The following is a 16,035-nucleotide window of genomic DNA, read 5'->3' on the forward strand; positions in this document are numbered from 1 at the left end:
TTCAATGTCGACTCGAGACGCTTGATGGAATCAGGTCACAACGAACATCCATTCTTTGAACACTTTGTGCGAAAAAAAATGAGTTGAGTGTGATCCTACGCAATAGAAATTTGGATTCATAAGAGGTTCAACTCTTATGAATCCTAGCTCTCCTTACGAGAGAAACACTACGAAATCAAAGATTTCCGGGTTTCTCCCAACCAAGCGAGAGTCTTAACATTGAATAAAGTAGATAGTATTAATTTTTTAAGGATGATTAACTTTGAGGTTTAATGACACCAATTTCTTCAAGATATTCACTATATGGAATTTCTTTAGAAACTGCGCCTGGTTGATTAATATCAATAACACGGTTCGCAATCGTATTGATAAATTCAAAGTCATGTGAAGTAAAGATAATAGAGCCTTTGAAGTTCTTTAAGCCTTCGTTCACAGAGGTAATACTTTCAAGGTCTAAGTGGTTCGTTGGCTCATCCATGAGAAGTACGTTCGCTTCAGATAACATCATCTTACTCAACATACAACGTACTTTCTCACCACCGGATAAGACGCTGGCTTTCTTCTTAACTTCTTCACCGCTGAAGAGCATACGACCTAAGAAACCACGTAAGAACGTTTCAGTTTGTTCGTCTTCAGGTGCATATTGACGTAACCAATCAACCAAGTTCATGTCTACACCTTCGAAATAAGCGGAATTATCTTTAGGGAAGTAACTACGTGAAGTTGTCACACCCCATTTAACTGAACCTTCGTCAGGTTCCATTTCTCCTGCAAGAATCTTAAGTAATGCTGTCTTAGCAATTTCGCTATCGCCAATGAGCACAGCTTTATCATTTGGATTCATAGTGAAGGAGATGTCATCAAGCACTTTTTCGCCATCAATCGTTTTAGAAACGTTATTGACGAATAATAAGTCATTACCGATTTCGCGTTCAGGTGTAAATCTAACGAATGGGTAACGTCTTGAGGACGGTTGAATATCTTCAAGTTCAATTTTTTCCAATTGTTTTTTACGACTTGTCGCTTGTTTAGATTTTGAAGCATTGGCTGAGAAACGCGCGATAAAGTCTTGTAATTCTTTAATCTTTTCTTCTTTTTTCTTGTTTTGCTCTTGCGCCATCTTCATTGCAAGTTGGCTGGATTGATACCAGAAATCATAGTTACCGACGTAAAGTTTAATTTTACCGTAATCTAAATCCGCAATATGCGTACATACGTTATTGAGGAAGTGTCTATCGTGTGAAACGACAATCACAGTATTCTCGAAATTGATTAAGAAATCTTCGAGCCAGTTAATCGCAGGAATATCGAGACCATTGGTAGGCTCGTCGAGAAGTAAGACGTCTGGATCGCCAAATAAACTTTGAGCTAAGAGTACTTTCACTTTCTGATTGTTCTCTAGTTCAGACATTGTCTTGTCATGCAATTCAGCAGGGATTCCGAGCCCTGATAGGAGGGAACCCGCATCCGCTTCAGCATTCCAACCGTTCATTTCCGCAAATTCGCCTTCAAGTTCTGCCGCGCGAATTCCGTCTTCGTCACTGAAGTCAGGTTTCATATAAATTTCGTCTTTCTCTTTCATAACATTAAATAATCTTTCATGACCTTGGATGACTACATCAAGTACGCGTTGATCTTCATACGCAAAGTGATCTTGTTTCAATATTGCTAAACGCTCGTCTTTACCCATAGAAACGTGGCCTGTTTGAGCGTCAATTTCACCAGATAATATTTTTAAAAATGTTGATTTACCAGCACCGTTCGCACCGATTAAACCATAGCAGTTCCCATCAGTAAATTTGATATTTACATCTTCAAATAACTTACGGTCCCCAAAACGCAAACTTACATCTGAAACTTGTAACATGTCATAACTCCTTTACGTTATTATATCGGACAAATTATAACATATAATAAGAACGCATTCGATAGTCATGATGAGAATCGTGATAGGGTTTAATGCTAGGAGTATCAATGCGTGTTATAATGGTTAAGATTATATGTGCAAAGGAGATAATTATGGCACACAATGAACAAGATATTGCAGGAACAATTGATTTCCTAGAAGTGGTAGATACGTCAGGTTCTACCTATATATTACGCGGTCCCAATAATGAAATAGTAAAGTTGAATCCTTCTGAAATTAGTGAAGAAGATGACTTAGAAGTAGGAGAGGAATATAGTTTCTTCATATATCCGAACCGCTCTGGCGATTTATTCGCTACGCAAAACATGCCTGATATTACGAAAGACAAATACGATTTCGTTAAGGTGTTAAAAGCCGACCGTGATGGCGCACATGTGGATGTAGGCTTACCTCGTGAAGTATTGATTCCGTGGGAAGACCTACCTAAACTCAAATCGTTATGGCCAGCACAAGGCGATTATGTCCTTGTCACTTTACGTATCGATAGCCAACGTCAAATGTTCGCGCGTCTCGCTTCAGAAACGATTGTCGAACGTATGTATACGCCGATTCATGATGACCGTTATCATAATCAAGAAATTCAAGCGCGTCCATACCGTTTACTTCGCGTTGGAACATTTTTACTTTCAACTGAAGGACATAAAATCTTTGTTCATCAATCTGAGCGTAAGGAAGAGCCGCGTTTAGGCGAATTAATGAATGTCCGCATCATTGGCTACAATGAGAAAGGGGAGCTCAATGGTTCGTTCTTACCACTCGCGCATGAACGCTTAGATGATGATGGCCAAGTTATCTTTGACTTACTTGTCGAATATGACGGTAAATTACCTTTCTGGGATAAGTCTAGCCCTGAAGCTATTAAAGAAGTCTTTAACATGAGTAAAGGTGCTTTCAAACGTGCGATAGGCCACTTGTATAAAAGAAAAATTATTAATATCGAAACAGGACAGATTAGTTTAACGAAAAAAGGTTGGAGTATTGCGAAAGATAATGAAAGTGAATAAAGCTTTAACTCTAGCTTTAGGAAAATAGAATAGCTTTTAAAAATGAGCTTGAGTTCGAAAAAGCATAGCGCTCACATTCGAATTCAAGCTTTTTTATGTGGAGAAAGCTATTTGACACATCCGAGACGAACATCCAATCATGATACCACTAAGATGTCGTAAATGAGGAAAGTGCGGCGCTTCAGCAAGGAAGACTTGCCAACTTGAAAACGACAGATAATTCGCGAAAAAAACTTCAATAATTCCTATTAGACAACCTTCTTCTAGACCATTCTTCCCTTCAATTAACTTCATTAACCCATACTTTTACAGCTTTTTAAACGAACTTAACTTAATCTTTACACTGCAACTATTTTAACTTAATAAACAACCTCTAATATAAACAGTGAAATAACTTAAACATTACATATCACTGAGGAGGATGTTGGAATGAAGAAATGGCAATTCGTTGGTACATCGATTATCGGCGCGTCTTTACTACTTGGCGCGTGTGGGGGAGGAAATGCCAACTCGGGCAACGATAGTTCAAACAAAGTAAAGGGCGACGGTTCATCTACAGTCGGCCCAATCATTGAGAAGTTAAATGAGAAATTCTCGAAAGACCATTCAGATGTCACAGTATCTTCAGGTACAGCAGGCACAGGTGGCGGTTTCGAAAAGTTCATCGCTGGTAACACAGATTTCTCTAATGCTTCTAGACCAATCAAAGATGAAGAAAAGAAAAAACTACAAGATAAAAATATCAAATATCATGAGTACAAAGTTGCACAAGACGGCGTAACAATTACTGTCAATAAAGATAACGATTTCGTTGATACGTTAACGAAAGATCAACTCAAAGATATTTATTCTGGTAAAGACAAGACTTGGAAAGACGTGAACTCTAAATGGCCAGATAAGAAAATCAAAGCGTTCTCTCCTGACCAATCTCACGGTACTTACGACTTCTTTACTGAAGAAGTAATGAACGATGGTGACATTAAAGCAGATAAAAATGCTGATACTAACGTCATCGTTAAGTCTGTTCAAGATAACAAAGAAGGTATCGGTTACTTCGGCTACAACTTCTACGAACAAAATAAAGACAAATTAAAAGAAGTTAAGATCAAAGATAATGACGGCAAAGTAACGAAACCGACTAAGAAAACAATTCAAAATGATTCTTACGCCTTAAGTCGACCACTCTTTATCTATACCAATGATAAGAAACTCGAAAGTAATAAAGGCTTCCAGAAATTCATGAAATTCGTCATGGATGATAAAGGTAAATCTGCCGAAAAAGCTGGTTTCGTCGCACTACCAGACAAAGATTACAAACAACAAAAGAACGAGATTAAAGATTTTATCAAAAAACACGATAAAAAAGACGACGATAAAGATAGCAAAGATAAAGAGGATAAATAAAATTATTTCTAAGTAGAAGATAAAGATTGGGGAGACTGAGTAGAAAGCGAAGTACGACAAATTACCTTTCTACGCTTCCCAATCTTTTTACATAATTGGGAGTTACAGAAGAAAGAAGGGATGCTATTGACTACACCACAAATCAACGTCAGCAAGATGATTGAAGATAAACAATCGAAAGCGAAAGTAACGAGCGACAAAGTCGTTCCAAAAGTGCTTGCACTCATCGCGCTGATTTCAATTCTAACTACACTAGGCATATTAGTGACATTGCTCACTGAAACAATCACATTCTTCACACGCATACCACTGACTGAATTCCTATTCACAGCGGAGTGGTCACCATTCACTTCGTCACCGAAATACGGAATTTGGGCGCTTATCATCGGCACACTGAAGATCACAGTCATTGCCACTATCGTAGCAGTGCCTATTGGTTTAGGTTCTGCAATATATCTCAGTGAATATGCCTCAAAGACGGCACGTAAGATCATTAAACCTACCTTGGAATTATTATCAGGAATTCCGACGATTGTCTTTGGGTTCTTCGCCTTAACTTTCGTCACACCTTTACTCAGATCTATCTTTCCTGATATCAATAGCTTCAATTCCATCAGCCCCGGAATTGTTGTAGGCATCATGATTATTCCACTCATCTCAAGTATGAGTGAAGACGCGATGTCTTCTGTACCAAATAAAGTACGAGAGGGCGCTTTAGGAATGGGGGCAACCAAGTTTGAAGTTGCACGCAAAGTTATCGTTCCCGCTGCGACATCAGGCATCATGGCATCGATCGTGTTAGCTATCTCTAGAGCATTAGGCGAGACGATGATCGTGTCGTTAGCAGCTGGCAGTACACCGAGCTCATCATTTGATTTAACGAATTCCATTCAAACGATGACTGGTTACATCGTCCAAGTGGCGACAGGTGATGCAACTTTCGGCTCTACAGCTTATTACAGTATTTATGCGGTAGGATTCACACTCTTCATCTTCACGATCATCATGAACTTGATTTCTCAGTGGATTACGCACCGCTTCAGAGAGGAGTATTAATATGACGGTATCTGCACCAACTCGACAACTTAAGCAAGATGACGCGAAGTTAAATCAACGCATACGTCAACGTCTCAAACTCAATCGCATACTCAAGTATGTACTCTTAGGCTGTACTTTAGTCGGCTTGCTTGTCTTAGCTGTGCTGATTATCGACACTTTAGTAAAAGGAACAAGTCATCTCAACTTACATTTCTTAACGTCGTTCTCTTCTTCTACGCCAAGCATGGCAGGGATTAAAGGCGCTCTAGTTGGTACGCTGTGGTTAATGGTGACGATTATTCCCATTTCAATTATTCTCGGCGTGGGCACAGCGATATATTTAGAAGAATACGCACGCGATAACACATTCACACGAATTATTAAAATTAGTATTTCAAACTTAGCAGGCGTTCCTTCCGTCGTTTTCGGTTTACTTGGTCTGACGATATTCGTTAGAGGTATGGGCATCGAAGCACTTGGCTTAGGCAACTCAATTATTGCTGCAGCATTGACGATGTCGCTACTCATTTTACCGATTATTATCGTTGCAAGCCAAGAGGCGATACGTGCTGTCCCGCAATCGATGCGAGATGCTTCATATGGTTTAGGTGCAACACAATGGCAAACGATTCGTCGTGTCGTTCTACCTGCTGCACTACCAGGTATCTTAACTGGCTTTATATTAGCTTTATCACGTGCATTAGGGGAAACGGCACCACTCATTCTCATTGGTATTCCAACCGTCTTATTGTCGCTACCATCTAGTATATTCGATCAATTTCAAGCTTTACCAATGCAGATTTATAACTGGGCGAAACTACCGCAAGCTGAATTCCAGAACGTCGCTTCAGCCGGAATTATCGTCTTGCTCATCATCTTACTGTTAATGAATGCGATAGCCATCTTTTTACGTAATAAGTTTAGTAAAAAATTTTAGGGGAGTGTAATTATGTCTCAACTTTTACAAGAAAGAAAAAATACCAAGGTCGCACAACGACTTTCAGACTTCAACCAAACAGAAGCGCAACCAGCATCAAAAAATATCGTTTATTCCACTCAAAATTTAGATTTGTGGTACGGTGACTATCACGCTTTGAAAAATATTAGCTTAGATATTGAGGAGAACACAATTACTGCGATTATCGGTCCTTCAGGTTGCGGTAAATCAACATATATCAAAGCATTGAACCGCATGGTCGAACTCGTACCATCTGTTAAGACAGCGGGTAAGATTTACTATCGTGAGCAGAATATCTTTGATCGTCAATTACCTGTTGAGAAACTCAGAACGAAAGTAGGAATGGTCTTCCAACATCCAAACCCATTCCCTAAATCAATTTATGACAATGTAACCTATGGACCTAAAATGCACGGTATCAAGGATAAAAAGACGCTCGATGCCATCGTCGAGAAGTCGTTGAAAGATGCCGCAGTGTGGGATGAAGTGAAAGACAAACTTAATCGCAATGCCTATAGCCTATCTGGTGGTCAGCAACAGCGTGTGTGTATCGCACGAACGCTTGCAATTCAACCTGATGTGATACTCATGGATGAGCCTACATCTGCACTGGATCCCATTTCGACTCTAAAGATTGAAGAGCTCGTTCAAACGTTGAAAGAAGATTATACCATCATCATGGTGACACATAATATGCAACAAGCAGCGCGTGTATCAGATCGTACCGCTTTCTTCCTTAACGGTTACGTCAATGAGTATAACGATACAGATACACTGTTCTCGCATCCTGTCGATAAGGAGACAGAAGATTACATTTCAGGAAGATTTGGTTAATATGATGACAATTCGTTCACAATATGAGGCGGACATTGACGCTTTGCACCACAAGCTGAGACGAATGGGCCTACGTGTTTATAGCAGCATCACAAGGGCCATTCAATCGTTGAATGATAACGATAAAGCACGCGCACGCCAAGTTATCGCAAAAGATCAATTGATTAATCAGCTAGAGACAGATATTAATGAAAGTGTCGTTCTGCTTATTTTAAAACAACAACCTGTAGCATCAGATTTAAGATTAGTGCTCGCTGCGTTAAAGATTGCGAACGAACTTGAGCGTATTGGTGACAACGCTGCGAACATTGCACATATTCGTTTACGAACGCGTATCGATGATGCATATGTGTTGAAGCGCTTAGAAGCGATGGGGCAGTTAAGCCTGTTAATGTTAGAAGATCTTGATACGGCTAACAAGGATAAAGAACTGTCTTTAGTAGAAGAAATTATTCAACGCGACCAAGATATTGATGACCTTTACACACACATTATTAATATTACGTATTTAATCGATAACGATCCTTACGTAGCAGGGCAAGCCCATCTCGCTGCACGATCTTTAGAACGCATCGGTGATCACATAGGTAATATTGCTGAAAATATTCTTTATTATTACACGGGAGAACTTAATAATTAAGAAGAAAATCCTAGTTCATGCATTGATTGGAGTGGTAGGATGAAATGCCGAAGCATTGGCACTGCACCCTCACTAAATGATGAACTAGGATAATTTTATGTTGTATTTTGAAATTGTAATGTGTTTTATAGAAGCTTAGCCATCAATATCGTCAGTCAAGCGTTCGAGCTCATCAACAAGTTCGCCAATGTAAGCGATTGTCTCTTTCAATGGTTGGTCTGTCGTGATATCAATACCTGCAGTTTGAGCTAAGTCGATTGGAGATAGGCTACCTCCCGCTTTCAACGTCTTCAACCAGTCTTGTACGGCTGGTTCACCTTCATTTTTAATACGTTGTGACATAACCGTTCCGATAGTTAAACCAGCAGAGTACGTGTAAGAATAAAGTCCCATATAGTAGTGTGGTTGGCGCATCCAAGTTAATTCCGTACCTTCTGTAAGTTGTACACTATCGCCGTAGAATTGTTGGTAAACGTTGTACATAATACGGTTCAATGACTGTGCTGTTAACGATTCACCTTGATCCACTTTTTCATAAACCTCACGTTGGTAAGTAGCTTCTAATAAATGCGTGACCATATTATGGTAATACGTACGCGCAATGATAGACCCAATCACCCAACGCTGGAATTTAGGGTCATCATCTTGTTTAAACAAGTAATTCGCCATGAGCATTTCGTTCATTGTCGATGGTGCTTCAACGAAGTAAAGTGATGGTTCAGAATCTAAATAAGGTTGTGTGCTTTGTGCAAGCTTAAAGTGACCAGCATGTCCCAATTCATGTGCTAACACAAAGGTTTCTGTCATTTTACCAGTCCAAGAGATAAAGACGTAAGAATGGGTTGCATAAGGACTCGCGCAGTATGCTCCCGTCTCTTTACCTTTGTTCTGAGCGAAGTCAATCCAACGGTCACGATAGGCTGTCTGTAGCATATCCACGTAATCGTTACCCATCACACCTAACGCACCATAGATATAGTCTTTCGATTGCTCAATGGATATCTCCGGCTCATACGATGGATCTACGGAGACTTTCAAGTCCTCGAAACGCATATCATCGAGTCGATGGATACGTTTAATCAAACGCGCGTATTTCTGCATAATAGGCGCTAAATCTTCCATAATCACGTCGATTTGACGGTCATACATCTCACGTGTCACTTCCTGATCGCTGAGCAAGAAGTCGATGACAGAGTCGTAACCACGCATCGTCGCCTCAATCTTCTGTTGTTGCACGTGCATATTGTAAGTTGCTGCAGTCGTATGTTGATATTTTCTCAAACCTTCACTAAAATGCTTGAAAGCCTTGCGACGGAACTCAGGATCTGGATGATCTTCATATTCATTTTCGAATGTAGCGTAATTCATCGGCACCGACTTGTCCTGGTGATTAAACGGTTCAAAGGTTATATCAAGCATCTTTGTAGTACCATATAAGTCGAATGCACTATCAAATGTAGGTGACAGACTCGCTAACGTTTCTTCAACTTCCGGACTTAATTGAGATGCTTTTTTCTTTTTCAACTGTTTGAAGTAATGTGGGACATTCGTTTCCGCAATGAGTTGGTCCAAATCTTCGTCAGATAACGCAGTGATTTCCGACTCCACGAATGACAGTTGACTCGTGATTTGCCCCAATGTAGTATTGAGTTTCGCATTTAAAGTTTGGGCAGTATCATCCGTTGCATCTACACTTAAACGCAATTCACTGTAATTGAACATACTATCAATGTTGATAAGCAATTCAGTGAACGGTGATAAGATATCTTTCACATCTTGCACGTGTTGAAGCGACCCTTTATATTGTTGATTAAACTGTTTGGCTTTCTCTAATGTCTGATTTAGTGTTTGGTAAAATGCTTCATCAGATTCAAAGACATCTGTGATATCCCATTTTTCATTTTTCGCAACTTCATGTCGCGCTGGTAAATGATTTCCCATAATCACACGCTCCTTTAGTACGCTTTAGTTTACATTATACATGATTTCAGAGTGATAGACTGTTCACGCGATTTGTTTAGTAGGGGTTATTTTATGATAAAGGAAGCTGTTTTTACTAAAAGGACGCTTCGTCGGACAGAGAATCTATGATTGAAAAAAGAGGCGAAAGGGAAGGCGAGTAATAACTATTAATTCACAATCCATGTAAAATAAGCTAAACTAAAGTAACGATTGAACTAGAAAGTTTAGATACTTATGACGATCTTTGATATGCCGAACTATATGACTTATACGATTATCGGTATGGTGGTATTCACTCTATTATGCAATTTCGCACTTAATAAGTGGTTCACGCCGGCCGTGATTACATTCGTAGTACTCGGCGTCGTAGCATTCTTTATTCCAAACTTCGTGAATATCTCATACGAACCCTTGCTAGGCTATGCAGCTTTCCTTGCTGTAGTGAGTCTGCTTATTAGTTTCTTAAGTTGGTTCTCAACACGTAATTGGCGTAAAAAACGTCGCGAGAAGAAACGTGAGAAAGAGATACGTAAACGGGGCGGTATTCCGAAAGAAGACGTTGAAGCATACCAACAAGAGAGACCAACAGCTAGACGTAATGAACCTGAAGATGAAAACGACACATTAAGCCGCGTCAAAAGAAATGAATATGATAGATAAATGTAGATGAAACCTCTATTTCATAATTTTTACGATTTAGAGGTTTTTTAGTACATATGTAATGAGATATTTTTTAGAGTTTAAACATCTGAACTAAAAGCTTTATCTCTAATATCGATTATATAGTTGAGTTACATTTATATAATTAGTTAAAACTCTGTTTCAATTTGGAGAATCTATAAGTAGAATGTTGGCGATAATTTATGGTGAAATAGTTTGATATTATAACAGTAGATTTATTTAGAATAAACATGTGTTAGAAAAACAAAGATGTAGACCTTATGTAGTAATTAGTAATAACTTAGCAAAGAAATGATTCATTTAATTGGATATTTTCAATTACACTGAGAAAAAACTCTAAACCAACAAAATATTATATACCGTACTTAAATTGGAAATTCGTTTATATAAATGACGAGATTCAAGGTGCTAATAAATATCATAGTGCAATGTATGTAAGATCTAACTTCAGACGCAATAACTGTTTCAAGTAAGATCAAGTTCAGATTCCAAAAGCTAATATAAGCCGAATAGGTTATAAGAGGGAGATGAAATCGTCCCTTTTCAGAAATATAGATAACTTCCTATAATATATATTATGTAAACTAGAACGTAAACTTAAATGAGATGAGCTTATTCATGTATATATTATCTGTAAATCTATTATCAGCATTTAACTTATGATGATCTATAACTGCATTCATTCATTCATAAGTTACTTACAATACTCATATTAAACACATTAACAATTCAGATACATATCTATTACTTATGATTCAGACGTTTTTATTAGTTTAACTGCTATTGATATCATAAATTAGCTATTACTAACTATGACTAAAATTTTGATTATACATATCAATTTTTAATCATCATTATAGTACCTTAATAGCTTGAATAGCTTTTGCTATTAGGTTTGCTAATAATTATCGCACTGTGTAATGCTGCATTTAGTAGAGCGATTATACAAAATTTATCCTACATCGAATTTTGCACTCACATGGAAAGTGGTCGTGAATGTATTTTTCAATGCAAATAAAAGCGTCTCTCAGCGTCTTAAATAATAGCAATTATTACTATTATAATAAAGAGAAGTCGCAAATCGAAATAATTACTATCAATCACCTTGAACATCATATCCTTATGTTAAATAACTCTATAGGTTTACATAACATAAATATGGTTCTTTTATCTCATGTTGAAATTGACTAAAAATTTACAGTAACCACAAGCCATAGATATGAAGTCATTTCATTTAGAGCAAATTTGATTGTTGATAAAGCTATTAACTCATGCTTGTCACAGTTGCTGTGTGTACTGGAGATAGCTTGCATTTTCTCAAATACGAGTCACTCTTGCGATATCAAGACTAAGAAATCAAATAGATTTCTGTTATGTCTCAGTTTAAATGACTCAAATTTGTCGCTGGTTTCGCGATTTTCTATTAATCATTGCATGATTAACGATTCTTAGTCCATGATTTGTGTGAGTGTATTGGTATTTCTACTTAAATCGGTCAATTCCTTTGGATATTATTATCATCCAACACTTAATCTTCACTTATACGCTCTAAGATCGCATCCTTTTAACTATTATCATCTAAAATGATTCATTGTAATTTATATTAATTAAATTGAGTTCATACAGTAAATTAATAAAGTTCATATTAAGATAAGCTCTTACTTTAACAAATATAGAACACGATAACCAAATATATTTTATATCAATATTATTTATATAATAATTTAAATCAAGATTGAATAATTGCGTATACATGCTATAATTTAATTGAGGGATGTTTAGTACATAAATGCTACTACATTTACCCTCAGTGCTTACTGAAAGGTCTCACAAACTTTTGGTACACAATACCCACCCTAGATTTATAAAAAGCCGATGAGCATAAACGCTCACCGGCTTACTATTTATCTTATTTGCCTATCTTTTGTCGTATATTATTTAAAGTATTAAATAAGCGGTATTTCATCTTCTTAATAGGCTTGTAGAAATCTCCAATTAACTCTTCAATTTGCACGTTAAACCCACGTTTAAAGCGATAAACACCGTAGTCTTCGCTATCTTCTGTAAAGTCGCCAGATAGACCATAGAAATTATAGCGTGTATAACCATTCTCTAAGCAATAGTTAATCATGTACCAATGCATCATGTATGGACCCATATATTGGTTATATTTCTCAGAAGAACCTCCGGAGAAATAGTTCACTTCATAGCTGTTTGCAAAGAAGACGCCTGATGCGAGATTCAAAATAGAACCATCAGTCTGTCTTAATTCGCTTGCATTTAATAACTCTTTCTTGTCATGTGCGATTTGCTTATCAAACTCAGCAATTTTCTTCAATTGCTTATCTGACTTGTTATCTTTTTGCATAATTTGATCACGACGGTTCTCTTTAACATTAATCTCGCCTTGAATATGCTCAATATATTCATCTAAATCGATATAAGCTAAAGGAACGAGCACTTTATCCCCATATGTATCGATAAAGTTATAGAAATACTCATCCGTTTTAGACGCAAAGCCTGCTCGCGCCTCTGTTTCGCGATATAAATCCAAGAATATAGGGAACTCATCGCGTGATAAGAAACGTACTTTGATACCATATTTAATCGCTTTATTGATATTTCGTTTACGTTGGCTATCAAATTTTTTCTTTAAAGAAGATGGTGTTTGATCCTCTAAATCTAACACACCCATCCATCTAACCTGACTTAAGCTATCATATTGTGTCGTAAAGCCATGATGCGTGTAACCATGCGATTTAAAGAGCGTTACAAGTGCATCATTTGGTGTACGATCTGGGAAAGGTTTAATATCTTTGTCGTAAATTTGATAAATCCAATACGGATCTAGTTTCACATAGAGGCAGTTATGCTTTTGCAAATATTGATCTAAGCCTTTTAAATAAAAATCCACTAAACCTAAATCATCATAATCCATCACAGGACCACGGTTAGAATAATAGACATAGCTACCCATCGTTGGAATCTTTGAGAAAAGGCTCGCTGCAATCACTTGTTGATTGTCATCTTTCACACCAAGCAACACCACGTCAAAGCCGTCGGACTCACGTGTATCGATGTTCTCTTTCACTTGGAAATAATGACTTTCTAAAGCTGGATTTTGAACGAAACTTTCATATTCTTGAACCGTTAACTCTGTAAAATTCATATTACTTTGTCCTTTCTTAATGAAATTAGGATTTAGTTACTTTATCTTTTAACCTTTTCAATGTTGTATAAACTTTATACATCGGTTTATTGACAGGTTTAATGAAATCTCCGACATATTCGACGACGTCAGCATTAAATCCTTTTTTAAAACGCACAACGCCAGCATCTTCAGCATCTTCAGAGAAATCACCACTAATACCGTAGAAGTTGTAACGATTAATACCATGGTCTAAAGCGTAGTTAATCATGTGCCACTGAATCGCATAGCTGCCTGCAAAGTGTCTAAACTCGTTAGCGGTACCGCCTGCGTAATACACTACTTCAAATGGATTAACGATGAAGAACCCGGCTGAAATTGGTAATTCAACGCCATGCTGCTCACGTAACTGACGCGCTTCGTCAATCTTCTGTTGGTTCGCATCTAACTGTTGTTCTAAATTCTCTTTTTTGTTATGAGATTTCTTGTTATCTGGACGTTTTTCAAGATCTTTCAACGCTTTGTTAAGATCCTTCTGCAATTTCTGACGTTCTGATTCAAGCTCTTCGATGTATTCGTCAAAGTTGATATAAGCAAGAGGCACAAGGGCGCGATCTTGATAATATTTCAAACGATTATAGTAAAAGCTGTCATCACGGTCATCAAAGTCTTTCTTTTCAGATGTATCCTCCATAAATGAACGGAAGATTGGAAGTTCATCAGAATCAAGCATGCGTACTTTTACGCCGTTTTTCTGTACCTTTTTAGTATTACGTTTACGTAAACTATCCATATCTTTTAAGACATCTTTCGCCGTTTTACCAGTCAAATCAAGTACTGAGTGATGACGAATTTGAATCACTGGATCAAAGCCAGTTAGGAAACCTTGATGTCGATAGCCTAAGTAGTTCATCGTGTCAAAGATCCAATCATGACCCGCGTTATCCAGAACGTTACCATCGTGGTCTAGATATTGATAGGCCATATATGGATCCACTCTGAGATAGAGACAACGATGTTTCTTCACATATTTACTTAACTCGTTAAAGAAATAATAAACGAGCTCTTTATTATCATAATCTATGACAGGTCCACGGTTAGAGTAGAAATACTTGAAGAATTTCATCACGGGCACTGCAGTTAATAAGCAAGCAGCAATCACATTATTGTCATTGTCTTTAACACCAACTAAGTGTGTTTCTGTGCCTTCCGCAATCTTCAAATTATAGTTACCCACCATCTGAGTAAAATGACTGTCGGGCATTTGATCAACAAAGGAACCAAACTCTGTTGCTGTTAAATTTGTAAATTTCATTTATCTAACCTCTTCTTACTTCAATATTATTCTACATCTTACTTCAATATAAGTTATGTATACAATTTCAATCTTGCTCATTATACAATAATCGTTTTTAAAACCAAAATAATTCGGCGAATGTATCGCCGGTAAAAACTTATTCAAACAATTATCTTTACCCTTATTATAACATTTCAGTGATAGCTGTATAATAAAGCAATCTAAACGTTACCACTTTCCATAATATATGTACTAAGTAATAAATATATCCATTTTACGCTACAACAAAACTCACATGGAACAATTCAAACTCTTGAAAACACAACAAAGAACTTCCAACAGTCGCCTCTAAACTTAAGAGCTACGGACTGTTGAAAGTCGATGTCTGTTATTCTTCATTTTCTACTACTAACTTAACAATGCATCGCGCAATGCTTCACCCACTGCTTGACTCGATTGTGGATTCTGACCTGTAATCAATTGGCCATCAGTTTCAACGTGTGAAGAGAAAGCTTCAGCAGCTTTAAAGTTTGCACCTAAGTCTTGTAATGCAGTTTGCGTAAGGAACGGAACTTGCTCTTCAAAGCCCATCTGACGTTCTTCCTCATCGGTAAATGAAGTCAGCGTCATGTTATTGATTAAACTATTGCCTTGCTTATCCTTCGCGCCTACAAATGCACTTGGTCCGTGACAGACAGATGCAATGAACTTGTTATCTTCTTTAAAGGATAACAATATGTCTGAGAGTTGAGGATTGTTCGCGAAATCAAAGACCGTGCCGTGGCCGCCTGGTAGATAAATCGCGTCATACTCTGCTGTATTGACGAGATTTAGTGCAGGAACATCTTGAATTAAATCAACGAATTGCTTGTAAGTTTCAAGTTCATTATTTTGAGTTGAATTATCATCAATCGGCACTTCGCCACCTTCGATCGACACGACATCTACATCGATATCAGCTTCAGTCAATACTTGATATGGCACACTGGCTTCTTCCAACCACAGCCCTGTCTGTGTACCATCAGGAAATTGACTCGTACTTGTTAAGACGAATAATACTTTCTTAGTCATACTGACACTCCTCGTTATAGCTTTTTCGAAATCCACTATCAGTCTACCCGCTCTTCACGTTGGAAAATCTT

At 37.6% G+C, this 16,035-nt stretch carries 11 protein-coding genes and 1 pseudogene; 7 read left to right on the top strand and 5 right to left on the bottom strand.

What is annotated here, in order from left to right; translation table 11 throughout:
* Positions 1 to 256: 256 nt before the first annotated feature.
* Positions 257 to 1,867, bottom strand: coding sequence for an ABC-F family ATP-binding cassette domain-containing protein (locus HMPREF2802_RS01540; RefSeq protein WP_002472027.1), 1,611 nt, complete (start codon positions 1,865 to 1,867; stop codon positions 257 to 259).
* Positions 1,868 to 2,019: 152 nt separating this feature from the next.
* Here HMPREF2802_RS01540 and HMPREF2802_RS01545 point away from each other — a divergent pair, with 152 nt between their 5' ends.
* The 6 genes from HMPREF2802_RS01545 to phoU all read left to right on the top strand — a co-directional run bounded on the left by HMPREF2802_RS01545 (position 2,020) and on the right by phoU (position 7,805).
* On the top strand, positions 2,020 to 2,931 hold the full coding sequence (locus HMPREF2802_RS01545) for a CvfB family protein (RefSeq protein ID WP_002472054.1): 912 nt from the start codon (positions 2,020 to 2,022) through the stop codon (positions 2,929 to 2,931).
* Between the two features lie 429 nt (positions 2,932 to 3,360).
* On the top strand, positions 3,361 to 4,335 hold the full coding sequence (locus HMPREF2802_RS01550; RefSeq protein ID WP_002472029.1) for a PstS family phosphate ABC transporter substrate-binding protein: 975 nt from the start codon (positions 3,361 to 3,363) through the stop codon (positions 4,333 to 4,335).
* A 120-nt stretch (positions 4,336 to 4,455) separates the two neighbouring features.
* Complete coding sequence (gene pstC / locus HMPREF2802_RS01555; RefSeq protein ID WP_371091345.1) at positions 4,456 to 5,391, top strand: phosphate ABC transporter permease subunit PstC; 936 nt, start codon at positions 4,456 to 4,458, stop codon at positions 5,389 to 5,391.
* 1 nt (position 5,392) lies between these two features.
* Positions 5,393 to 6,310, top strand: coding sequence for a phosphate ABC transporter permease PstA (gene pstA, locus HMPREF2802_RS01560; RefSeq protein ID WP_002472017.1), 918 nt, complete (start codon positions 5,393 to 5,395; stop codon positions 6,308 to 6,310).
* 12 nt (positions 6,311 to 6,322) lie between these two features.
* Positions 6,323 to 7,165, top strand: coding sequence for a phosphate ABC transporter ATP-binding protein PstB (gene pstB, locus HMPREF2802_RS01565; RefSeq protein WP_049410471.1), 843 nt, complete (start codon positions 6,323 to 6,325; stop codon positions 7,163 to 7,165).
* A gap of 1 nt (position 7,166) precedes the next feature.
* Positions 7,167 to 7,805 (top strand): phosphate signaling complex protein PhoU, encoded by a 639-nt coding sequence (gene phoU, locus HMPREF2802_RS01570; protein WP_070502538.1) that lies wholly within the window; start codon positions 7,167 to 7,169, stop codon positions 7,803 to 7,805.
* 135 nt (positions 7,806 to 7,940) lie between these two features.
* Here phoU and pepF read toward each other — a convergent pair whose 3' ends face one another.
* A complete protein-coding gene (pepF, locus tag HMPREF2802_RS01575) occupies positions 7,941 to 9,746 on the bottom strand; it encodes an oligoendopeptidase F (protein WP_070502539.1) in 1,806 nt (601 codons plus the stop codon).
* A 255-nt stretch (positions 9,747 to 10,001) separates the two neighbouring features.
* On the opposite strand from pepF, the pseudogene HMPREF2802_RS01580 reads away from it, so the two are divergent.
* Positions 10,002 to 10,307: pseudogene (locus HMPREF2802_RS01580) on the top strand (hypothetical protein); the annotation flags it as partial.
* Positions 10,308 to 12,357: 2,050 nt separating this feature from the next.
* On the opposite strand, the gene HMPREF2802_RS01585 reads toward HMPREF2802_RS01580, so the two are convergent.
* The 3 genes from HMPREF2802_RS01585 to HMPREF2802_RS01595 all read right to left on the bottom strand — a co-directional run bounded on the left by HMPREF2802_RS01585 (position 12,358) and on the right by HMPREF2802_RS01595 (position 15,964).
* The gene (locus tag HMPREF2802_RS01585; protein WP_070502541.1) at positions 12,358 to 13,617 is read right to left on the bottom strand and encodes an aminoacyltransferase; all 1,260 of its coding nucleotides are present in this window, start codon (positions 13,615 to 13,617) and stop codon (positions 12,358 to 12,360) included.
* A 25-nt stretch (positions 13,618 to 13,642) separates the two neighbouring features.
* Positions 13,643 to 14,911 (bottom strand): aminoacyltransferase, encoded by a 1,269-nt coding sequence (locus HMPREF2802_RS01590; RefSeq protein ID WP_070502542.1) that lies wholly within the window; start codon positions 14,909 to 14,911, stop codon positions 13,643 to 13,645.
* Positions 14,912 to 15,301: 390 nt separating this feature from the next.
* On the bottom strand, positions 15,302 to 15,964 hold the full coding sequence (locus HMPREF2802_RS01595; RefSeq protein WP_070502543.1) for a type 1 glutamine amidotransferase domain-containing protein: 663 nt from the start codon (positions 15,962 to 15,964) through the stop codon (positions 15,302 to 15,304).
* Positions 15,965 to 16,035: the final 71 nt, after the last annotated feature.

This window comes from Staphylococcus sp. HMSC071G07 (assembly GCF_001811435.1).
Classification (GTDB): domain Bacteria; phylum Bacillota; class Bacilli; order Staphylococcales; family Staphylococcaceae; genus Staphylococcus; species Staphylococcus pettenkoferi.